Origin of the sequence: Arthrobacter sedimenti, from assembly GCF_042652025.1 — a bacterium.
Classification (GTDB): domain Bacteria; phylum Actinomycetota; class Actinomycetes; order Actinomycetales; family Micrococcaceae; genus Arthrobacter; species Arthrobacter sedimenti.
This window is the reverse complement of the sequence record NZ_JBHSDQ010000005.1, coordinates 113,046-134,361: the sequence shown is the minus strand read 5'-3', so window position 1 is coordinate 134,361 and position 21,316 is coordinate 113,046. Positions and strand designations below refer to the sequence as shown.

The following is a 21,316-nucleotide window of genomic DNA, read 5'->3' as shown; positions in this document are numbered from 1 at the left end:
ACTGTGAGGGCTGTCACCTGTCAAGAAAAATAATCACTATCTAGAAGTAGCTCTCACATTGTGGCAACATTGAGCTATGAGTGTGAACCAAACCACAGCGGCCAATGAAGAATCCGCTGTCGCAGCCCCCATCGCGGAACCCGTGAACGCCATGCCTCCGGAGGGGAAGGTCGGCGCGCGTCCTGCCGACCGCACGGACATGGTGGGCAAGGCCCTTGGCCTGCTTGTCCTGCTGGGTGACGAACCGCGCGGCGCCACCGCCGCGGACATATCCCGCCGGGCGGAACTTCCCTTCAGCACCACCTACCGCCTGCTCGGCTCCCTGACCCGTGACGGCTTCGTCGACTATGAGCCGGATGGACGCCGCTACCACCTGGGCCTGCGGATCTTCCAGCTGGGCCAGCGGGTCTCCAACCACCACGGCTTCGCCGGGACGGCCATGCCCATCCTCCGCCGGGTCACCGAGCGGACCGGCGAGGCCACCATCCTTAGCGTCCGCGACGGCCTGCACCACCTGACCGTCAGCAAGGTGGACGGGCCGCAGACCTTCCGCGTCACCAGCGACCCCGGCCACCTCGGCTCACTCTCCACCACCGCGGTGGGCAAGGCCCTGGTGGCATTTGCGGAGGACGCGGAACGCGAAAAGCTGCTGGCCGAGCTCCCGCTGGAGGCGCTCACCGGGAAGTCCATCACCGACCGCGACGCCTTCAGGGCTGAAATCGAGCAAGTTCGCCGGCAGGGCTACGCCGTCATGGACGAGGAAAACGAAGCCGGAATGCGCGCAGTGGCCGTACCGCTGCTCAACGACCAGGGGCACGCCTTCGCCTCGTTGGCAACTGCCGTGCCCGTCTTCCGCCTGGGCTTGGACGAGCTGATCGCCCACGTGCCCCTGCTGCAGGAAGCCGCTGCCGAGTTGGCCGCGCGGCTGCCGCAGAGGTAGCAGGACCCGAGATACGGGCCTGCCCCAAAATCACCCGTGTTCGCATCTAGAACATAAGTGCGATAAGTGAACATTTGATGTACCGTAATCCCTATCACCCGCAGCGCGGCAAAGTTCCGCCGCTGCCAGGTGCTGTACCAAAGGAGCTGCACGCATGAGCAATCGAACTGAGTCCTACCTGGTGGGACTGGTCGGTGATGGCGTGATGCCGTCGCTCACGCCACCCATGCACGAGCGGGAAGGTGACGTGCAGGGCCTGCGCTACCTGTACCGCCCCATCGACCTGCTGGAACTGGGGCTGACCGCCGAATCAGTGGGCAGCATCCTGAACTGTGCCCGCACCCTGGGCTTCAATGGCCTGAACATTACCCATCCCTGCAAGCAGCTGGTCCTGCAGCACCTGGACGAAATAAGCCCCGACGCCCGCCGGCTGGGCGCCGTCAACACGGTGGTTATCCGCGACGGCCGCTTCATCGGCCACAACACGGATTTTTCCGGCTTCGCTGCAGCCCTGGCGTCCGGCCTGCCCGGTGCGAAACTGGACCGCGTGGTGCAGCTGGGTGCCGGCGGCGCAGGATCCGCCGTCGCCTACGCCCTGCTCACCGCCGGCGTGCGCACGCTGGACCTCGTGGACATGGACCCCGCCCGGGCCGCCGCCAGGGCTGCCGAGCTGCAGGGCTTTTTCCCGGACAGCACCATCACGGCACGCACGACGGCGGAGCTGCCGCAGCTGATGCGCCTGGCCGACGGCCTGGTGCACTGCACCCCCGTAGGCATGGCGGCGCATCCCGGCGTCCCGCTGGACCTGGACCTGCTGGAGTTCCGGCACTGGGTGGCGGACATTGTCTACCGCCCCATCGACACCGAACTGGTCCGCGGCGCCCGCGCCAAGGGCTGCGAGGTGCTGGACGGCGGCCGGATGGCCGTGGGCCAGGCCGCCGACGCCTTCCGGATCTTCACCGGGCTCGAGGCAGACCCGGCGCGCATGCGCAGCCACTTCCTGGAGCTCGTGGCCGCCGAGGAGGTGGCCGCCTGATGCGCACCGGAATCGCCACGGTTTGCCTCTCCGGCACCCTGAAGGAAAAGATGCAGGCCTGCGCCATCGCCGGCTTCGACGGCATCGAGATCTTCGAACAGGACTTGGTCACCTCCCCGCTCAGCCCCGAGGACGTGCGGAAGACGGCAGCCGACCTGGGGCTTGGCCTGGACCTGTACCAGCCGTTCCGGGACTTCGACGGCGTCACGCCGGACCTGCTGAAGGCCAACCTGCGCCGCGCAGAGGCCAAGTTCAAGCTTATGGCCCGCCTTGGCATGGACACCATCCTGGTGTGCTCCAACGTTGCCACCGCCACAATTGACGATGACGCTGTCCGGGCCGAACAGCTGGCACAGCTTGCCAGTCTGGCCGGGGACCACGGCGTCAAGGTGGCCTATGAAGCCCTGGCGTGGGGCAAATACGTCAACGACTACGAGCACGCCTACCGGCTGGTGGAGATGGTGGACCACCCCAACCTGGGAACCTGCCTGGACTCCTTCCACATCCTGAGCCGGGACTGGGACACTGCGCCCATCGAGGACATCAACGCGGACAAGATCTTCTTCGTCCAGGTGGCGGACGCCCCAAAGCTCTCCATGGACGTCCTGTCATGGAGCCGCCACTACCGGGTGTTCCCCGGTGAGGGCCAGTTCGAGCTGGCCAAGTTCATGGGCCACGTGGTCCGCGCCGGCTACACCGGACCCGTGTCGCTGGAGGTCTTCAACGACGTCTTCCGCCAGTCGGACGTCGAGCGCACCGCGGTGGATGCCATGCGGTCCCTGATCTGGCTGGAGGAGCAAAGCGCAAAATGGCTGAGCACCTCCGCCGCAGACGCGCCGGGCAACGGCGGCGCCCTCCGTCGTCGTTATCCCATGGAGCTCGCCACCCTGCCCAAGGTGAACGAGCCCGCAGGCTTCAACTTCGCCGAGGTGAAGGCGGACGACACCGCGCAGCTGGAGAAGCTCCTGGGCCAGCTGGGCTTCGCGTTCGAGGGCAGGCACCGGACCAAGGATGTCCAGCTGTGGACCATGGGCCAGGCCCGGGTGATCATCAACGAACAGGCCGCGCAGCACGCCGAGCCGGCCATTGCCGCGCTGGGGTTCGACGTCGATTCCCCCGTGATTGCGTCCGCCCGGGCCCAGCAGCTCAAGGCCCCCGTGGTGGCCCGCAAGGTGCAGGCGGACGAGGAAGTATTCCAAGGCATCTCAGCGCCGGACTCCACCGAGATCTTCCTGTGCCAGGGCAGCCCCGACGGCACGGCGGCATGGACGCATGAGTTCGGCGAAGGGCTGGAACACCCCTCCGCGGGCGCCAGCGCGGTCATTGACCACGTTAACCTCGCACAGCCGTGGCAGCACTTCGACGAGGCAGTCCTCTTCTACACCAGTGCCCTGGCCCTGGAACCCCAGCCCTTTGCCGAGGTGCCCAGCCCCAGCGGCCTGGTGCGCTCGCAGGTCATGCAGACCTCCGACGGCGCGGTGCGGCTGGTGCTGAACCTCGCCCCCATCCAGCAGGCACGGAACGAGGCCCGCAAGACCTACCAGGAGCACATCGCCTTCGCTGTGGACGATCTCGTGGCGACTGCCCGCGCCGCGCGGGACCGCGGCCTGGAATTCCTGCAGATCCCCGCCAACTACTACGAGGACCTGGACGCCCGGTTTGATCTTGAGCCGGAATTCCTGGCCACCCTGCAGGAGCTCAACCTGCTCTTCGACCGGGACGCGGACGGGGAATTCCTGCACTTCTACACCGCCACCGTGGGCAGCGTGTTCTTCGAAATGGTGGAACGCCGCGGCAACTACGACGGCTACGGCGCGCCGAACGCCCCGGTGCGGCACGCGGTCCAGTACGACTCGCTGCACCGCAGCACCTGGACCCGCACCCCCTAAACCACAAGCCAAGCAACCCGAACAGATCAGAAAGGAGCCAGCCGTGTCGGAAAACATCACCGAGGAGCTGGAGTCGGAGGAACTCGTGCCCCCGGCCGAACCAAAGGCTGCCCACCAGCTGGACAAGGCCGTCGAGTCGCAGGCGGATCTCAGTGCAGAGATCACCGCCATCGGCGAGGCCTACCAGCGGGCCCTCAAGGACGGTGCCGGGCAGGAAATCCAGCCGCGACTGGACTACCCGCCCTACCGCAGCAGCATTTTGCGCCATCCCACCAAGAGCCTGCAACACGCGGACCCGGAAACCATTGAGCTGTTCTCGCCGGCGTTCGGGCACCAGGACGTGCACGCGTTGGAGTCGGATCTGACCATCCAGCACAACGGGGAGCCGCTGGGTGAGCGGATCATCGTGTCCGGCAAGGTCCTGGACGGCGACGGCCGCCCGGTGGCGGGCCAGCTCGTGGAAATCTGGCAGGCCAACTCGTCCGGCCGCTACATCCACAAGCGGGACCAGCACCCCGCCCCGATCGACCCCAACTTCACGGGCATCGGCCGCTGTATCACCGGCGCGGACGGCTCCTACCGCTTCATCACCATCAAGCCCGGCGCCTACCCGTGGAAGAACCACCTGAATGCCTGGCGGCCGGCGCACATCCACTTCTCGCTGTTCGGCAGCGAGTTCACCCAGCGGATCATCACCCAGATGTACTTCCCGGGTGACCAGCTTTTCCCGCTGGATCCGATCTACCAGACCATCGTGGACCAGGACGCCCGCGACCGCCTCGTGGCCACCTACGACCACAGCCTTACCGAACCGGAGTGGGCCCTGGGGTACAACTGGGACATCGTCCTGACCGGCCCCAAGCGCACTTGGACCGAGAACGAAGCATACGGCGACGCCGGAGATGAGGAGTAGGAACGATGAGCACCAAACTGGTACCCACCCCCGGCCAGACCGTGGGCCCGTTCTACGGCTACGCCCTCCCGTTCGAGAAGGACAACGAGTTGCTGCCTCCCGGTTTTCCGGGCTCCATCCGCCTGCAGGGCACGGTCTATGACGGCGCCGGCCACACCATCCCGGACGCCATCCTGGAGATTTGGCAGCCGGACGCCGACGGCAAGGTTGTCCAGCGCACCGGCTCCCTGGTCCGCGACGGCTACACCTTCACCGGCTGGGGCCGCGGCGCCGTGGGCAACTCCGGCGTCTTCACCTTCACCACCGTCAACCCCGGCCCCACCAAGCCGGGTGCGGCCCCGTTCATCTCCGTGGCACTCTTCGCCCGCGGCCTGACCAACCGGCTGTTCACCCGCATCTACCTGCCGGAGGACACCGAGGCACTGGCCAACGACCCGCTGCTGAGCTCGCTGGAGCCGGAGCGCCGCAAGACGCTCATCGCCCACCGCGACGCCGACGGCGGCCTCACCTGGGACATCCGTCTCCAGGGCCAGGACGAGACGGTTTTCCTGGACTTCCAGTGACGCACGCCGCCGCCCTGGGAGATCTGCGCGCCTTCGCGGAAGAGGCCGACGCCGGCCTGCTCAGTCCCGTGTCAGCCTCGCCGTTGGTGGCGGCGCTGACGGGGGACCGGGCAGTGCTCGGCGCCATCCTCGCCGTCGAGTCCGGCTGGGCCGCCGTGCTGCAGCGGGCAGGCCTGGCGCCCGCCGGTTCGGCCGCCGTCGTCGCTTCCGCCGCTGAGGCGGGGCGCTACGACCTGGCCGGTATCGCACTGCGCGCCCAGGGCGGCGGCAACCCCGTGATTCCCGTGCTCGCCGACCTCCGGAGGAACGTGGCGGCGCTGGACACCGCCGGAGTGGGGGCGACGAAGGCTGTGCACACCTCGCTGACCAGCCAGGACGTGCTGGACACAGCCCTCATGCTGTTGGCCCGCAACACCGTCCACGCCGTGCTGGCGGATTTGAAGGGCACCACGACGGCGCTCGCGCACCTTGCCGGGCATCATGCGGACACGCTCTGCGTGGGCAGGAGCCTGACCCAGCATTCCCTTCCCTTCACCTTTGGGTTGCGGGCTGCTCAGTGGTTCCAGAACGTGGCCGCAGCGGGCCGGCAGCTCGAGGCCCTGCAGTTCCCGGTCCAGTTCGGCGGTGCGGCGGGAACGCTTGCGGCCGGCACTGTACTGACAGACGGCTCCTCCGCCACCCCCTTCAGCCTGGCCGATGCGCTCGCCGCCCAGCTGGGCCTGGCCCCGGCCGCGGTGCCATGGCATACCAACCGGCTCGCCATCACGTCCCTCGGGCACGCTCTCGCCTCCGTGCTGGACGCCTTTGGCAAAATCGCCGCGGATGTTCTGTTCCTCAGCCGCCCGGAGGTTGCCGAGCTCGCCGAACCCCGTGCCGCCGGCCGCGGTGTTTCTTCGGCCATGCCGCAGAAACAGAACCCGGTGCTGTCGGTCCTGGTCCGCAGCGCCGCACTGCAGGCACCGCAGTTGGCAGCGCAGCTGCACGTGGCCGCCGCCAACTTCAACGACGAACGTCCGGACGGGGCCTGGCACGCGGAGTGGCCGGCCCTCCGGCAGTTGCTGGCCCTGGCCCTCGGGGCCGCCGGACACCTCCGCGAACTCGCCGAGGGGCTGCGGGTGTTCCCGGACGCCATGCGCCGCAACCTTGACCTGGCCGGCCCGCTGCTGCTGGCCGAAGGCGTCACCGCCGCCGTGGCCCCACTGCTTGCGGAGCAGGACGGGCGCACCGGCAAGCAGCAACTGCAGCAGGTGGTGGACAGGACCCTCGACGCACCCCCCTCGGAGCAGGCCGCAACTTACCGGAAGCTGTTCCGCGAAGCCGTGCCCGCCGCCGTCGTCCCTGACGCCCGGTTGGAGGAACTCCTGGACCCCGCCAGCTACCTGGGCCAGGCGGCGGAGATCACCCGCCGCATCCTTGCCGCCTACCCCGAATTCGATTCCACCACCACCGACGCGAATGGAGCTTCCCGTGGCTAAGCCAGCCTTGAAGGCAGCGCTGCTGTCCCCCCAACGTCCCCTGGGCGACCACCCCCTGATCGTGGCAGGCCCCTCCCTGGGCACCTCCACGATTCTGTGGAACAGGGTGGCGTCCCTGCTCGGCAATGACTACGACGTGGTGGCCTGGGACCTCCCCGGCCACGGGGTTTCGCCCGCCGCCGGCGAAGGGTTCGACGTCGCCGCGCTGGCTGACGCCGTCGTGGACCTGGTGGACTCCATCGCCCCCGGCGAAAACTTCCACTACGCCGGGGTTTCCCTGGGCGGCGCGGTGGGCCTGCAGCTGGGCATCAAGCACGGTGAACGGCTGAAGAGCCTCTCCGTGCAGAACAGCGGCGCCAAGATCGGCACCCCCGAAGGCTGGCTGGAGCGCGCCGAAACCGTCCGCACCCAGGGCACGCCCGTGATGATCCTGGGGTCCGCCCAGCGCTGGTTCGCACCCGGCTTCATGGACCGGGAACCCGAATTCAGCAGCAGGCTCCTGCACGCCCTGCGCGACGCCGACCGCTTCAGCTACGCCTTCTGCTGCGAAGCGCTGGCCGCCTTCGACGTCCGGGAGGAGCTGGGCAGCATCACCGTCCCCACCCAGGTCATCGCCGGCGCACTGGACGGCGTCGCAACACCCGCCATGGCCGAGGAAGTGGCAGCGGGAATCACCGCAGCGGGCGGCACCGCGACCGCGGTGACCGTGGAGGGCGTCTCGCACCTGGCACCCGCGGAGGCACCGGCCCACGTTGCGGACCTCATGCGCAGCCTGGCCACCTGGGCCGAGTCCCGGCAGGCAGCCAAGTGAGCGGCGCTGACTACGACGGGGCGCAGCGCCACGGCGTGGTCCAGCCCGGCGCCACCAGCCAGGAGATCTACGACGGCGGCATGGCGGTCCGGCGCGAAGTGCTGGGCGACGCCCACGTGGACCGGGCCAACGCCAACAAGGACGAATTCACCGACGACTTCCAGGACATGATCACCCGCATCGCCTGGGGCGGCATCTGGACCAGGCCAGGCCTGACCCGCCAGATGCGCTCGGCGGTGACCATCACCGCCATGGTGGCGCACGGGCACTGGGAAGAACTGGCCATGCACATCCGCGCCGCCCTCCGGAACGGCCTCAGCAGGGACGAAATCAAGGAAATCCTGCTGCAGACCGCCATCTACTGCGGAGTACCTTCCGCCAACACCGCCTTCAAGACCGCCCAGCAGGTCTTTCGAGAAATGGATACCACCCCGTGAACCAGGCTTTTGTGTACGACGCTGTGCGCACCCCTTTTGGCAAGTTCGGCTCCGGCCTTGCCGCCGTCCGTCCGGATGATCTTGCCGCGCACGTGATCAAGGAGTCCGTCAAGCGTGCCCCGGGCCTTGATGTTGAGCGGATTGATGAGGTGGTGTTCGGGAACGCGAACGGCGCTGGTGAGGAGAACCGGAACATCGCCCGGATGGGCACGCTGCTGGCCGGCCTGCCGGTCTCGATCCCGGGCACCACGGTGAACCGGTTGTGCGGGTCCTCCCTGGATGCGGCGATCATTGCTTCCCGGCAGATCAACGCCGGTGATGCGGACCTGATGCTCGTCGGTGGCGCGGAGTCGATGTCCCGCGCCCCGTGGGTGCTGCCCAAGACGGAGAAGCCGTACCCGGCCGGGGACATGACGCTGGCGTCCACGACGCTGGGCTGGCGCCTGGTGAACAAGGCGATGCCTAAGGAGTGGACCATCTCCCTGGGCGAGGCCACCGAACGCCTGCGCGAAAAGTATGGCGTGACCCGGGAGGCGCAGGATGAGTTCGCCGCCGCCTCGCACAACCTGTCCGCCGCCGCCTGGGACGAGGGCTTCTACGACAACCTGGTGACCCCGGTGCCGGGCACCGACCTGGTCCGGGACGAGGGGATCCGCGCCGGGTCTTCGGCAGAGAAGCTCGCCGGGCTGAAGACCGTGTTCCGGGCTGAGAACGGCACGGTCACCGCCGGCAACGCGTCGCCCTTGTCCGACGGCGCCTCCGCGGCTTGGATCGGGTCCGAGGCCGCCGCGGGGCTGCTGGGGCTGGACCCGCTGGCCCGGATCGCCGGGCGCGGGGCGCACGCGAACGATCCGCAGTACTTCGGCTACGCCCCGGTCGAGGCGGCGAACAAGGCCCTCGAAAAGGCGGGCATCGGCTGGGAGCAGGTGGGCGCCGTCGAACTTAACGAAGCGTTCGCCGCGCAGTCCCTGGCCTGCATCAACGCCTGGGGCATCGACCACTCGATCGTGAACCGGCACGGCGGGGCCATCGCCATGGGACACCCCCTGGGTGCTTCCGGGACCCGGATCCTGGGCACCCTGGCCCGGTCCCTGCAGGCCTCCGGCGAACGCTGGGGCGTCGCTGCCATCTGCATCGGCGTGGGCCAGGGCCTGGCCGTCGTCCTCGAAAACGTCACTGCTTCGAACGGAAAGGCATAAGCCATGCTGAACTTCGTAGATTCGGTCCAGGATGCCGTGGCCGGCATCAAGGACGGCTCCACCGTGATGATCGGCGGGTTCGGCAACGCCGGCCAGCCGTTCGAACTGATCGACGCGCTGCTGGACTGCGGCGCCACGGACCTGACCGTGGTGAACAACAACGCGGGCCAGGGCGACCAGGGCCTGGCGCTGCTGATCAAGGAGGGCCGGGTGAAGAAGATGATCTGCTCCTTCCCGCGGCAGTCCGATTCCTGGCACTTCGACGCCAAGTACAAGGCCGGCGAGATCGAACTCGAACTCGTGCCGCAGGGCAACCTGGCCGAACGGATCCGCGCCGCCGGGGCCGGGATCGGCGGGTTCTTCACCCCCACCGGGTACGGCACCATGCTTGCCGAGGGCAAGGAAACCCGGATCATCGACGGCCGCGGCCAGGTCTTTGAAACGCCCATCCACGCCGATGTCGCCCTCATCAAGGCGCTGAAGGCGGACGGCAAGGGCAACCTCGTCTACCGCAAGACCGCCCGGAACTTCGGCCCCATCATGGCAGCCGCGGCGAAGCACACCATCGTCCAGGTCTCTGAGATCGTCCCGGTGGGCGGCCTGGACCCGGAAAACGTGGTCACGCCCGGCATCTACGTCAACACAGTGGTCCGCGTCCCCGCGGGCGCCGGCACGAGCGAGAAGGTGGCCTGACATGAGCACCGCAACAACCCTCCAGACCTCCACCACCCCGCTGGGCCGCGATGACCTGGCCCGGCTGGTGGCCAGGGACATCGCGCCCGGGTCCTTCGTGAACCTGGGGATCGGGCAGCCCACCCTGGTGTCCAACTACCTCACCGAGGAACAGAACATCACCCTCCACACGGAGAACGGGATGCTCGGCATGGGCCCGGAGGCCAAGGGCGACCAGATCGACGGCGACCTCATCAACGCCGGCAAGATCCCCGTCACCGAACTGCCCGGTGCGTCCTACTTCCACCACGCCGATTCCTTCGCGATCATGCGCGGCGGGCACCTGGACATCTGCGTGCTCGGCGCCTTCCAGGTCTCCGCCACCGGTGACCTGGCGAACTGGCACACCGGCGCGCCCGGGGCCATTCCCGCCGTCGGCGGTGCCATGGACCTGGCCACCGGCGCCAAGGACGTCTTCGTCATGATGACCCTCCTGACCCGCGAAGGTGCCTCCAAGATCGTGGAGTCCTGCACCTACCCGATCACCGGCGTCGGCTGCGTCACCCGTGTCTACACGGACAAGGGCGTGTTCCTCACCGGACCCGACGGCGTCTCCGTCCGCGAAACCTTCGGCTGCACCCTCGAAGAACTCCAGGAACTGGTACCCGTCCCGCTCAAAGCGGCGCCCGCCGTCGGAAGCGCCACCTAGGATTGGTAACCATGACCGACGCCGTCCGCACGGAAACCCAGCCCCCGCAGGCCAGCGACCAGTACGTCCAGTCGCTGGCACGGGGCCTGGCCGTGATCCGTGCCTTCGACGCCGACCGCCCCGTCATGACCCTCACGGAGGTCGCGTCCCGCACCGGGTTGACCCGCGCCACCGCGCGCAGGTTCCTGCACACGCTCATGGAACTCGGCTACGTGCGGACCGACGGCAAGACCTTCGCGCTGACGGCAAAGGTGCTCCAGCTGGGCTACGCGTACCTCTCCGGGCTGTCCCTGCCGCAACTGGCCCAGCCGCACCTCGAGGAACTGTCCCTGAAGCTGGGCGAATCCACCTCCGCTGCGGTGCTGGACGGCACGGACATCGCCTACATTGCCAGGGTCACCACCCGCCGGATCATGACCATCGGCATCACGGTGGGGACCCGGTTCCCCGCGTACGCCACGTCCATGGGCCGGGTTCTGCTCGCGCACCTGCCCCCGGCGGAGCTCAAGGCATACCTGGCGGCCGCGGACATCAAGCCGCTTACTCCGCGCGCCCTGGCAACAGTTCCCGAGCTGCTCGCCGTCCTGGAAACCGTCCGCGCCCAGGGCTGGTGCCTGCTCAACCAGGAACTGGAACTGGGCCTCATGTCCGTCGCGGCGCCCGTGTATGACGGGGCCAAGGTGGTGGCCGCCGTCAACGTCAGCCTGCAGGCCCAGTCTGTGGAGGCCAAGCCGGACCCGGACGCCTATCTGGCATCGGTCGCACAGGAAATTGTGGCCACCGCCAAGCTCATTTCCGCAGACCTCACCGCCCGCGGGTAGGAACGCCGCCGCGCAGCCTCCCCTGCTCTCAGTGGGCAGGGACTGCCCCTGCGCAGCGAACCCCCGTCCCAGTGTGCAGCCCGGTACGACGCGCCCTTGTCCCGCCGCCACGCCGGGGGCAGACTCGGACCCATGGTCACCGAAGTGGATGTCAGGCAGGCTGCCCTCGCGCTGCCGGGCGTGACGGAACGGTCCAGCTGGGGACAGCCCGCATGGTTTGCGCGAGCTGCTTCCGGCTAGCTGGTCCGGGTTTGGGCGAACAACCGGCGGAGTGTGAAGAAGCAGCCCAGGCCACTGAACAGCAGGGCAACGAGGAAGTCCCCGCCGTACCCGTCGACCAGTTCCCGGTTCGTCGAGAGGTTGAAGAGGAGCAGGTCCCAGGTCTGGGCATCTGCCAGCATCAGCAGGGGAGAGCCCCCGCCAAGGTACTTCGCCGCGTCCACCAGCATGCCGCCCCAGAACGACAGCAGCACCGTCACCGCCGTTATTGCCACAACCACCCATGCGCCCCGCCGGCTGATGATGCCGCCGGCTCCCGTGACGTACAGGCGCGCTGCCAGCGCCGCGGCGATAAAGGCAACGATGGAGGCCATCCAGCCCATGTTCCACAGCACCAGCCAGGCGGCGATGCCTACCGGAACCGCCGCCAGAGCGTAGACGGCGCCGCGCACCACGTCCTCCCGCGGAGCTGTCGGCGCGGGCACCGGGAGCTGGAACTGGCCTGCGGGCGGCAGCCATGGTTCCGATGACCGCTGGCCGTACTGCGGTACCGGAGTTCCGTGACCGCCCTCCGGTCCGGATGGTGTTGCCTCGAATTCTGCGCGCTCTGACATGGGTCCCCCAATATTCTGTTGTCTGTGAATCCCGCTCATTCTCACACAACAGCGCCTTGAGCTGCCCAGACGCGCGGGGTGCAAAGGCAAGAGGCCGACGGCGGTGCTTCCCGCCGTCGGCCTCTTCCTGTTTGCTGCGTGATTGTGAAGGCCCCTACCGCACGTGGTTGCCCAGCTCCCGGAGCGGGGTCTTGGCGGTCTCGCGCGCCCACCAGGCGCCCGCCACGGCGAGGACCGAGGAACCTGCCACGATCCAGGCCGCCGGTCCCCAGTTGGCCTTGTCCGCTCCCACCAGGGCGGTGCCCAGCAGTGGGGTGAAACCGGCGCACAGGATGCCGATTTGGAGCCCGATCGCCATGCCCGAGTAGCGGACCTTGACGTTGAAGAGCTCGGAGAACCAGGCCGGGTAGATGGCATTGGACATGGCGTAGGTGCCGGCCGTGATCAGCGTGCTGGTCAGGAAGATCATGGGGATGTTCCCGGTGGAGATCACCCAGAAGTAGACAAAGATCATGGCGCCCGAGCCGAGCACGCCGCCGATGAAGATGGGCCGCCGGCCAAGGCTGTCGGACCACCGTGCCATCAGGGGCTGGCTGCCGATCGCCAGGACGTTGCCCAGGATGCTCACCCAGAGCATGGTGGAGGCGGGGACACCCACCGAGACCGCGTACGCGAGGCCAAAGGACTGCATGAACGTGTTGGTGACGGTCTCGAAGGACATCAGCGCCACCTGGAAGAACTGCGCCGGGTGGGTCTGGAACATCTTGGCGAAGGGCAGCTTCACCAGTTCGCCGTGGTCATGCTTTTCCTCGAAGACCTCCGGCTCCTCCAGGGAGCGGCGCACTAGGTACGCGACGATGAGGACCACCAGGGAGAGCCAGAAGGGAATGCGCCAGCCCCATGCAAGGCGGTCTGCCTCGCTCATTGCCGCCACGGGCAGGAACGCAAGGGACGCGAGCACGATGCCGGCCGAGATGCCGCTCATGGCGAAGCTGGCAAAGAAGCCGCGGCGGCCTTCCGGGGCTTCTTCCGTGGACAATGCCGATGCCCCGGCGGTCTCGGCGCCGGCGGACAGGCCCTGCAACAGGCGCAGCACCACCAGCAGTGCGGGGGCCCAGTAGCCTGCCAGGCTGAAGTCCGGCAGGGCGCCGATCAGGAACGTGGCACTGCCCATCAGGACCAGCGTGAGAACCAGGGTGTTCTTGCGGCCGATCTTGTCACCCAGGTGCCCGAACACCACTGCGCCGAACGGCCTCGCGACGTAGGCGACACCGAAGGTGGCGAAGGACGCGATAAGCGCCACTGTGGGGTCGCCCGCAGGGAAGAAGATCTTCGAGAAGACGAGGGAGGCGGCAGTGGCGTAGATGAAGAAGTCGTAGTACTCCAGCGCGCCGCCGAGGAAGGCTGCCAACGCTGCCTTCTTTGCGCGCTTGAGGCGGCGCTGCTCCTCGGGCGTCGCCTGGGCCTGGGCTCCTGCTGCGATGTTGGTCATTGTGGGGTTCCTTCCACGCTGAAGGTGGGGATCTTTTCTCATTTGTACGCATAACGAACAAGTGTGCGAAATGCGCCTAAAAAGAGGATACTAGCCGGTGACGCCAATCACAACGCCCATCTCTGCGAAAGGTGGAGCACTGCATGGAACCGCACTCTCTCACTTCCCGCCTGGTCCTGATCGGGTCAGCGGCTTCCCAGGCCATGTCACCCGCACTTTGGAACCCTGTCCTGGCCCGCCTGGGCAACGGCTGGAGGTACGAGGCATGGGATGTGCCGCCGGACGGCGACCTTGCGCAGGTCCGTAAAGACCTCCTGGGTCCGGATATGGTGGCCGCCAACGTGACCATGCCGCATAAGCATTGGGCGGCGGAAACCGCTGATGCTGCCGACGAGTCCGTGAGGCTGAGCGGTGCCTGCAACCTGCTGGTGCGGGCAGGTGAAAGGCTGGAGGCCCACAACACCGACATCACTGCTGCCCGGAAACTGCTTGGGCCCACCTACCAGCGCCATGCCCTCCTGCTCGGGGCAGGGGGAGCGGCCCGCGCAGCCCTCATTTCCATCCGGGACAACGTGGGAGCCGTGTCCATTGCGGACCGCGATCCCCATGCTTCCGCCGAGCTGCTGGAGCTGGCGCGCGAACTGGGCCTCGACGCGCACGCCATCATGTGGGAGCAGGCCAGGGATGCCGCAGCTGATGCCTCCCTTATCGTCAACGCCACGCCCATCGGGAAACGGGCCTCCGACCCGGCGGCCTGGGGTGGTGCTGCACTGGCGCCCGACGCCGTCCTGTACGACTTCGTTTACGCCCGCCACACCACCGCCAGCGTGGCCTGCGCGGAGGCGATGGGCATCCGGTGCATCGACGGGTGGGACCACCTTCGGGAGCAGGCGGTGGCCATGGTGCCCCTCCTGGGGCTGGACGGAGAGGCAGGCGCACTGCTGCAGGAGACTCTCATCGGCCTTCGTGATGTGCACTAGGGCGCGGGCTTTGGGCCGGGCTTCCTCCCCGCAGGTGCCCGATATGATCGGACAGGTGCGAAAAGCCCGGCAATTCCGTGCCGGTACGCCCGGTTGGTTCGGAGGGGAACAGCAACGTGGAGGAGCAGGCAGGCTACTTCGTTAAGTCGGTTGAGAAGGCTTTTGACGTCCTGCTTGCCTTTACCCCTGACCAGCCCCGGCTCACCGTCTCGCAGGTTGCAGCCCGGACGGACATGACGCGGGCTTCGGCCCGGCGCTTCCTGCTCACCCTCGCCGACCTTGGCTACCTCCGGGCCGTCGGGCCGGCCTTCGAGCTGACCGCGCGGTCCCTGGACGTGGGCAGGTCCTATCTGGCCGCGCTGACCTTGCCCAAGGTGGCCGAGCCGCACCTGAGGGACCTGGCTGCGGAGCTGAACGAGACAACCTCCCTGTGCATCCTCGATGGCGGTGACGTGGTCTACGTTGCCTGCGTTCCCTCTCCGCGCCTGTTGAGCGTGTCCATCACGGTGGGCACCCGCTTCCCTGCCTGGGCCACCTCCATGGGCCGCGTCCTCCTTGCCGGGCTGCCTGCACCGCAGCTGGAGGAATACCTCCACTCGGTCCGGCTCCAGCGCTTTACGGACCGCTCTATCGGCAGCGTGGATGACCTCCGCGCTGAAGTGGAGGCGGCAAGGGCCAGGGGGTGGTGCATGGTGTCGCAGGAACTGGAGGAAGGCCTCCGGGGTGTGGCAGTCCCGGTCCTGCGCGGACATGAGGTTGTGGCCGCGGCCAACGTTTCGCTGCAGACCCATCGGGCCGCGGCCCAGGACATTGAAGCGGCCGTCCTGCCGCAGCTGATGGAGACCGCGCGCCGCATTGCCCTTGATTACGGCGGTCCCGCCGTTCAGTCCAGGTAGCGCAGTCCGGCCGCTTCGAGCGGTCCCCGCATGTTGTAAATGTCCAGTCCAAGTTCCCCGCCGGCAAACCGCTCACGCTTGGCTTTCTCGTTGTCTTCCCGCGCCCGTGCTGCTGCCGCCACATCGGCCGCCCGGGCAGCCGGCACCACCACAACGCCGTCGACGTCGGCAAGCACCACATCCCCCGGGTTGACCAGGGCGTTGGCGCAGACCACCGGGACATTGACGGAGCCCAGCGTGGCTTTGACCGTTCCCCTGGAGTTGATGGCGCGGCTGAAGACCGGGAAGTCCATGGCCTGCAGGGCGGCAACATCCCGGCAGCCGCCGTCGACGACCAGGCCCGCCGCGCCCTGTGCCCGCAGCGACGTTGCCAGCAGTTCTCCGAAGAAGCCGTCCTCGCATTCGGTGGTGCAACCGGCCACCACCACGTCTCCGGGCTTGACCTGCTCGGCGGCGACATGCAGCATCCAGTTGTCTCCGGGCTGGAGCAGGACGGTGACGGCGGTGCCGCACATGGTGGCGCCGGGGTAGACGGGGCGGATGTAGGGACGCATGAGTCCGAGCCGGCCCATGGCCTCGTGGACGGTGCTGACACCGAACGCGGAGAGGGCTTTGACGCTGTCTTCAGTCGCCCGGGTGATGTTGGTGTGGACGACGCCGAGTTCCTGCATGGTGGTTCCCTTCGGAGGCGGAGTCAGCGGCCTTGCTGCTTGAGCAGGGCGTCGAGGCGTGGATAGACGGCGCGGGCATTGTGCGCCTGGATGGCGCCGAGTTCGGCTTCATCCAGGCCGGCGGCGTCGATGTACCGTGCGGTGTCATCGAAGTGATGGCCGGTCCAGGGGTCGATGTCCCGGACGGCCCCGATCATCTCGGACGCGAAGAGGATGTTTTGTGTGGGGATGACCTCCAGGAGCAGGTCGATGCCTGGTTGGTGGTAGACGCAGGTGTCGAAGAAGACGTTATCCAGCAGGTGCTCTTCGAGGGGCGGCTTGTGCAGGGCCATGGCCAGGCCGCGGAAACGTCCCCAGTGGTAGGGCACCGCCCCGCCGCCGTGCGGGATGACGAGTTTCAGGGTGGGGAAGTCTTTGAAGAGGTCGCCCTGGATGAGCTGCATGAACGCGGTAGTGTCGGCGTTGAGGTAATGCGCCCCGGTGGTGTGGAAAGCGGGATTGGTGCTGGTGCTGACGTGGACCATCGCGGGGATGTCGTACTCCACCATCTTTTCGTAGATCGGGTACCAGTACCGGTCCGTCAGCGGCGGAGCGGTCCAGTGGCCCCCTGACGGGTCGGGGTTCAGGTTCAGGGCCACGGCGCCGTATTCCTCCACGCAGCGGGCCAGTTCGGGGATGCAGGTGGCGGGGTCCACGCCGGGGGACTGGGGAAGCATCGCGGCCGGGATGAACCGCTCCGGGTAGAGCCGGCTGACCCGGTAGCAGAGCTCGTTGCAGATGGCCGCCCACTCCGCCGATGTTTCGAGGGAGCCCACATGGTGGGCCATGAAGGACGCCCGGGGTGAAAAGACGGTGAGATCGATGCCACGTTCATCCATCAAGCGCAGCTGGTTCGCTTCGATGCTTTCCCGCAGCTCGTCGTCGGAAATCTTCAGGTCTGCGCGGGACGGTGCCACGGACGGGTCGTCCAGGGCGGCGACCTGCCGGTCCCGCCATTGCCCGAGCGCGGGCGGGGCGGTGGTGTAGTGGCCGTGGATGTCAATGATCATCGCGCACGCTCCTGGCAGGGGCGCCCGCCGAACGACGCCGCACTAATGGAAAAACCGCACAACCCAGATTTTGTCAGCAATATAGCTAACAATCAATGACTACGTTGGGTCCCGAGCGCAACAGCTGGAGTACGCTGGGGTCGGAAATTGTCAGCAAAATTGGCAATCGGCGGGATAGGGAGAAGGTTGGCTGTGGACACAACCGTGGATGGAGCAGGCCGGACTCCCACCGCCGTTGAACTCGCAGGGCTGCTGCGCACCGCCATTGTCAGCGGGGAACTGGTGCCCAACCAGCGCCTTGTGGAAGGCGACCTCGCCGCCGAGTACGGGGCGAGCCGGGGAAACATCAGGGTTGCCCTCTCGGAACTGAGCGTTGAAGGCCTCGTGGAGCGTATCCAGAACCGGGGAGCGCGGGTGCGTGCGGTCTCGGTGGAGGAAGCGGTGGAGATTACCGAGGTGCGCGCCGCCCTCGAGGCGCTTTGCGCGCGCAAGGCTGCCGAACGGGTCACCGATGACGACGTCGCTGAGCTGCAGGACCTGGCCGCCCGCATGAAGGACGCCGTGGACCGGGGCGACCGCGAGTCCTACTCTGAAGGCAACCAGGCGATGCACGAAAAGATCATCGCCATGAGCGCGCAGCAGACCGCTGCAGCAACCATCCAGCGGCTCCGGGGACAGGCGGTCCGGTTCCAGTTCCGCCTTGCCCGCCAGTCGGGCCGCCCGGCCGTTTCCCTGCCTGAGCACCTCGCCATCATTGATGCCGTCTGTGCCCGGGATCCGGATGCGGCGGCAGAAGCCATGCGGCTCCATCTGGAAAGCGTGGCAGACGCCATCCGCGCCAGCACCAAATAGCCCGGTCCCTCAGCTGCACGGCACGCGTTCGCCGGGGAGGCAGCCTGACAGGCGAATCGTTACCACCAACCCTCCGGCCCCTACTCCCGCCGCGGCGCGGAGCGCTTTAGACTCTAGCCAACTGCGTGCAGCAGAGCCGCTGCACTGCTCGTCAGGAGGAGGAGTCGGCGGGTGAAACTGGGGATTCCGCGGGAACGCCGGGAGGGCGAGCGGCGCGTGGCCGCCACCCCGGACACTGTCAAACAGCTGGCAGGGATGGGGCTGGAAGTCCTGGTCGAAGCCGGGGCAGGGGACGGTGCCGGGCACGCTGACCCCGGATACCAAAAAGCCGGCGCCACGGTTGTCCCGCAACTGGACCTGGCCGCCCTGGACATCCTGGCCCACGTCCGCCCCCTTGACCCGCACACCGCCGCATCCCTCAAAAGGGGAGCCGTCACCGTAGGGCTCGCGTCGCCGTCGTCCGAACTCCCGGCCGTCCAGGCGCTCGCAGGCAACGGCGTGACTTCTTTCGCGCTGGAACTGGTGCCCCGAATATCCCGTGCACAGTCCATGGACGCGCTGACGTCGCAGGCGCTGGTGGCCGGGTACCGCTGCGTGCTGGAGGCCGCCATTCGGCTGCCCCGGTTCTTCCCGCTGTACATGACCGCCGCCGGAACTGTTCCGCCGGCCCGCGTCCTGGTGCTCGGCGCCGGCGTGGCAGGGCTGCAGGCCATCGGCACCGCCAAGCGCCTGGGCGCGCGCGTCTTCGCCAACGACATCCGCCCAGCCTCCGCCGACGAAGTGGCGTCCATGGGCGGCACGTTCATCCGGCTGGACCTTGAGACGGCGGAGGCGGCAGGCGGCTATGCCCGGCAGTTGAGTTCCGACGCCGGCACCCGGCAGCGGCAGCTGCTGGCACCCCACGTGGCGCAGTCGGACGTCTTGATTACGACGGCGGCAGTCCCCGGGCGGGCGGCACCCCTTTTGGTGACGCGGGAGATGGTGCAGGGCATGCGCCCGGGATCGGTCGTCGTGGACCTCGCCGCGGAGTCCGGCGGCAACGTGGAAGGTTCAGTGCCGGGCCAGGATATCCCGGTCCCCACCGCCGATGGCGCCGGGCACATCAGCCTGGTGGGGCTGAAGGACCCGGCCTCAGCCATGGCGTCGGACGCCTCCCGCCTCTACGCAAAGAACGTGGCCAACCTGCTGGCCCTGCTGGTCCGCGACGGCGCCCTCACGCTGGATTTCGGCGATGAAGTGGTGGCAGGTGCCTGCCTGACCCACGGCGGGGAGGTGCGGCACCAGCCCACGGCCGAATTGCTGGCGGCGAGGGCACATGCCCCAACGGCCGGCGCCGCTGCCGCCGCCGGGCAGGAAGGAGCGCTCTGATGGACGGAATCGCCCTGCTGACCATTACGGTGCTGGCGGTGTTCGTCGGCTTCGAGGTGGTGTCCAAGGTTTCCAGCACCCTGCACACCCCGCTGATGTCCGGCGCGAATGCCATCCACGGCATCATCCTGGTGGGGGCCGTCATCGTGGCCGGCCAGGCAGCCGATCCGTGGGTGCTCGCGGTGGCGCTGCTCGCCGTCGTCCTTGCCACCGCCAACCTGGTGGGCGGCTTCGTTGTGACGGACCGGATGCTGCACATGTTCCACGGCAAGAAGGACGCGGTCACCAAGGCAGGCAGCAAATGAGCTTCCTCGATCCGGTCTGGACCTCCCTGCTCTACCTCGCCGCGGCGGTCTGCTTCATCCTGGCGCTGCGCGGGCTCAGCTCACCGCGCACCGCCCGCCGTGGAAACCTGGTGGGCGCACTCGGCGCGCTGATCGCCGTCGTCACCGTCTTCCTGTCCGCCCGGCTGGAGAACATCCCCTGGATCCTGGCTGCCATCGCCGTTGGTTCCGCAGTGGCCGCACCGGTGGCCCGCCGGGTGAAAATGACGCAGATGCCGCAGCTGGTGGCCCTGTTCAACGGAGTGGGCGGCGGCGCGGCCGCCCTGGTGGCACTCCTGGAACTGGGCAACGCGGAGGAACCGTGGGTGCGGGTGGCCATCGTGTTCACGCTCCTGGTCGGTGCGGTGTCCTTTGCCGGCTCCGGCGTTACCTTCGCCAAGCTGCAGGAACTGATGACCACCCGGCCGGTGGTGTTCCGCGGGCTGCCGGTGGTCATGGCCGTGGTCCTGCTCGCCGCCGTGGCCGCGGCGGCGGCTGTGGTGCTTACCGCTTCATTGCCGCTTGCGGTCGTGCTGCTGGTCCTGGGCCTTGCCGCCGGCATGCTGCTGGTGCTGCCCGTGGGCGGCGCGGACGTGCCCATTGTCATCTCTCTGCTGAACGCCTTCACCGGCCTGGCCGTGGCAGCGTCAGGGCTGGTGCTGGGCAATGTCCTCCTGGTGGTGGCGGGCACCCTGGTGGGCGCCTCGGGCACCATCCTCACCCGCGCCATGGCGGCGGCCATGGGCCGGAGCGTGGCAGGCATCCTGTTCGGCGCCTTCCGGGGAGGTTCGACGGCGGGATCCACCGCCGTGAGCGAGCGTCCGGTCCGCTCGTCCTCACCGGAGGACGTGGCGGTCCTGCTGGGGTACGCCCAGCGCGTGATCATCGTCCCCGGCTACGGCCTGGCGGTGGCACAGGGCCAGCATACGGCCGCCGAACTGGCCCAGGCCCTGGAAGCGCGGGGCATCGAAGTGGACTTTGCCATCCACCCCGTGGCCGGGCGCATGCCGGGCCACATGAACGTGCTCCTGGCCGAGGCCAATGTGCCGTATGAGTCACTCAAGGAGATGGGCGAGATCAATCCGGAGTTCAAGACCACCGATGTGGCACTGGTGGTGGGCGCCAACGACGTGGTGAATCCGGCCGCCAAGACCTCCTCGGGCTCGCCGATCTACGGAATGCCCATCCTGGAAGTGGCGGAGGCCCGGCAGGTGGTGTTCCTGAAACGCTCCATGCGCCCGGGCTTCGCCGGCATAGAGAACGACCTGCTGTATGAGCCGCAGACGTCCCTGCTGTTCGGGGACGCCAAGGACTCCCTGGCGCAGGTGTTGGGCGCGGTCAAGGCGCTGTAGCCCGCCGCGCTGCGCCGGACCACCCCCGCAGCGGG

At 67.9% G+C, this 21,316-nt stretch carries 22 protein-coding genes; 18 read left to right on the top strand and 4 right to left on the bottom strand.

Features of this window, described 5'->3' with window-relative positions:
* The first annotated feature begins 76 nt into the window (after positions 1-76).
* The 12 genes from ACFO0G_RS13320 to ACFO0G_RS13265 all read left to right on the top strand — a co-directional run bounded on the left by ACFO0G_RS13320 (position 77) and on the right by ACFO0G_RS13265 (position 11,465).
* Positions 77-940 (top strand): IclR family transcriptional regulator, encoded by an 864-nt coding sequence (locus tag ACFO0G_RS13320; RefSeq protein ID WP_376978157.1) that lies wholly within the window; start codon positions 77-79, stop codon positions 938-940.
* A 154-nt stretch (positions 941-1,094) separates the two neighbouring features.
* Positions 1,095-1,976, top strand: a complete 882-nt coding sequence (locus ACFO0G_RS13315; RefSeq protein WP_376978155.1) for a shikimate dehydrogenase — start codon at positions 1,095-1,097, stop codon at positions 1,974-1,976.
* Positions 1,976-3,865 carry a bifunctional sugar phosphate isomerase/epimerase/4-hydroxyphenylpyruvate dioxygenase family protein gene (locus ACFO0G_RS13310; RefSeq protein WP_286400451.1) on the top strand — a complete coding sequence of 630 codons (1,890 nt, stop codon included), beginning with the start codon at positions 1,976-1,978 and terminating at the stop codon, positions 3,863-3,865. Before ACFO0G_RS13315 ends, ACFO0G_RS13310 begins: the two co-directional genes overlap by 1 nt.
* A 43-nt stretch (positions 3,866-3,908) precedes the next feature.
* A complete protein-coding gene (pcaH, locus tag ACFO0G_RS13305) occupies positions 3,909-4,778 on the top strand; it encodes a protocatechuate 3,4-dioxygenase subunit beta (RefSeq protein ID WP_286400449.1) in 870 nt (289 codons plus the stop codon).
* A 5-nt stretch (positions 4,779-4,783) separates the two neighbouring features.
* Entirely contained in the window at positions 4,784-5,341 is a 558-nt protein-coding gene (pcaG, locus tag ACFO0G_RS13300) for a protocatechuate 3,4-dioxygenase subunit alpha (RefSeq protein WP_286400448.1), read from the top strand.
* Positions 5,338-6,816, top strand: a complete 1,479-nt coding sequence (locus tag ACFO0G_RS13295) for a lyase family protein (protein ID WP_376978152.1) — start codon at positions 5,338-5,340, stop codon at positions 6,814-6,816. The genes pcaG and ACFO0G_RS13295 overlap by 4 nt, the downstream gene beginning before the upstream one ends.
* On the top strand, positions 6,809-7,627 hold the full coding sequence (locus ACFO0G_RS13290; RefSeq protein ID WP_286400446.1) for an alpha/beta fold hydrolase: 819 nt from the start codon (positions 6,809-6,811) through the stop codon (positions 7,625-7,627). The genes ACFO0G_RS13295 and ACFO0G_RS13290 overlap by 8 nt, the downstream gene beginning before the upstream one ends.
* Entirely contained in the window at positions 7,624-8,064 is a 441-nt protein-coding gene (pcaC, locus tag ACFO0G_RS13285; RefSeq protein WP_286400444.1) for a 4-carboxymuconolactone decarboxylase, read from the top strand. Before ACFO0G_RS13290 ends, pcaC begins: the two co-directional genes overlap by 4 nt.
* Complete coding sequence (locus tag ACFO0G_RS13280) at positions 8,061-9,263, top strand: thiolase family protein (protein WP_286400442.1); 1,203 nt, start codon at positions 8,061-8,063, stop codon at positions 9,261-9,263. The genes pcaC and ACFO0G_RS13280 overlap by 4 nt, the downstream gene beginning before the upstream one ends.
* 3 nt (positions 9,264-9,266) lie before the next feature.
* Positions 9,267-9,956 carry a 3-oxoacid CoA-transferase subunit A gene (locus ACFO0G_RS13275; RefSeq protein ID WP_286400440.1) on the top strand — a complete coding sequence of 230 codons (690 nt, stop codon included), beginning with the start codon at positions 9,267-9,269 and terminating at the stop codon, positions 9,954-9,956.
* Between the two features lies 1 nt (position 9,957).
* Positions 9,958-10,644 carry a 3-oxoacid CoA-transferase subunit B gene (locus ACFO0G_RS13270; RefSeq protein ID WP_286400439.1) on the top strand — a complete coding sequence of 229 codons (687 nt, stop codon included), beginning with the start codon at positions 9,958-9,960 and terminating at the stop codon, positions 10,642-10,644.
* 11 nt (positions 10,645-10,655) lie between these two features.
* Positions 10,656-11,465: an IclR family transcriptional regulator domain-containing protein gene (locus tag ACFO0G_RS13265; protein ID WP_376978148.1), complete on the top strand. Its 810-nt coding sequence runs from the start codon at positions 10,656-10,658 to the stop codon at positions 11,463-11,465.
* Positions 11,466-11,701: 236 nt separating this feature from the next.
* On the opposite strand, the gene ACFO0G_RS13260 is transcribed toward ACFO0G_RS13265, so the two are convergent.
* Both ACFO0G_RS13260 and ACFO0G_RS13255 read right to left on the bottom strand, forming a co-directional pair.
* On the bottom strand, positions 11,702-12,298 hold the full coding sequence (locus ACFO0G_RS13260) for a hypothetical protein (RefSeq protein WP_286400437.1): 597 nt from the start codon (positions 12,296-12,298) through the stop codon (positions 11,702-11,704).
* 154 nt (positions 12,299-12,452) lie between these two features.
* A complete protein-coding gene (locus ACFO0G_RS13255; protein ID WP_286400435.1) occupies positions 12,453-13,790 on the bottom strand; it encodes an MFS transporter in 1,338 nt (445 codons plus the stop codon).
* A gap of 143 nt (positions 13,791-13,933) precedes the next feature.
* On the opposite strand from ACFO0G_RS13255, the gene ACFO0G_RS13250 reads away from it, so the two are divergent.
* On the top strand, positions 13,934-14,770 hold the full coding sequence (locus ACFO0G_RS13250; RefSeq protein ID WP_376978145.1) for a shikimate dehydrogenase family protein: 837 nt from the start codon (positions 13,934-13,936) through the stop codon (positions 14,768-14,770).
* A 116-nt stretch (positions 14,771-14,886) separates the two neighbouring features.
* Positions 14,887-15,666, top strand: coding sequence for an IclR family transcriptional regulator domain-containing protein (locus tag ACFO0G_RS13245; RefSeq protein WP_376978143.1), 780 nt, complete (start codon positions 14,887-14,889; stop codon positions 15,664-15,666).
* Here ACFO0G_RS13245 and ligK read toward each other — a convergent pair.
* Both ligK and ACFO0G_RS13235 read right to left on the bottom strand, forming a co-directional pair.
* Positions 15,654-16,337 carry a 4-carboxy-4-hydroxy-2-oxoadipate aldolase/oxaloacetate decarboxylase gene (ligK, locus tag ACFO0G_RS13240; protein WP_376978141.1) on the bottom strand — a complete coding sequence of 228 codons (684 nt, stop codon included), beginning with the start codon at positions 16,335-16,337 and terminating at the stop codon, positions 15,654-15,656. The genes ACFO0G_RS13245 and ligK overlap by 13 nt on opposite strands.
* A 23-nt stretch (positions 16,338-16,360) precedes the next feature.
* Entirely contained in the window at positions 16,361-17,386 is a 1,026-nt protein-coding gene (locus ACFO0G_RS13235) for an amidohydrolase family protein (RefSeq protein ID WP_376978139.1), read from the bottom strand.
* Between the two features lie 192 nt (positions 17,387-17,578).
* Between ACFO0G_RS13235 and ACFO0G_RS13230 the strand changes: the two genes are divergently transcribed.
* The 4 genes from ACFO0G_RS13230 (at position 17,579) to ACFO0G_RS13215 (ending at position 21,281) form a co-directional block, all read left to right on the top strand.
* Positions 17,579-18,238 carry a GntR family transcriptional regulator gene (locus tag ACFO0G_RS13230; protein ID WP_286400427.1) on the top strand — a complete coding sequence of 220 codons (660 nt, stop codon included), beginning with the start codon at positions 17,579-17,581 and terminating at the stop codon, positions 18,236-18,238.
* 171 nt (positions 18,239-18,409) lie between these two features.
* Entirely contained in the window at positions 18,410-19,606 is a 1,197-nt protein-coding gene (locus ACFO0G_RS13225; protein WP_376978136.1) for a Re/Si-specific NAD(P)(+) transhydrogenase subunit alpha, read from the top strand.
* Positions 19,606-19,911: an NAD(P) transhydrogenase subunit alpha part 2 gene (locus ACFO0G_RS13220; RefSeq protein ID WP_376978134.1), complete on the top strand. Its 306-nt coding sequence runs from the start codon at positions 19,606-19,608 to the stop codon at positions 19,909-19,911. Before ACFO0G_RS13225 ends, ACFO0G_RS13220 begins: the two co-directional genes overlap by 1 nt.
* A complete protein-coding gene (locus ACFO0G_RS13215) occupies positions 19,908-21,281 on the top strand; it encodes an NAD(P)(+) transhydrogenase (Re/Si-specific) subunit beta (protein ID WP_376978132.1) in 1,374 nt (457 codons plus the stop codon). Before ACFO0G_RS13220 ends, ACFO0G_RS13215 begins: the two co-directional genes overlap by 4 nt.
* Positions 21,282-21,316: the final 35 nt, after the last annotated feature.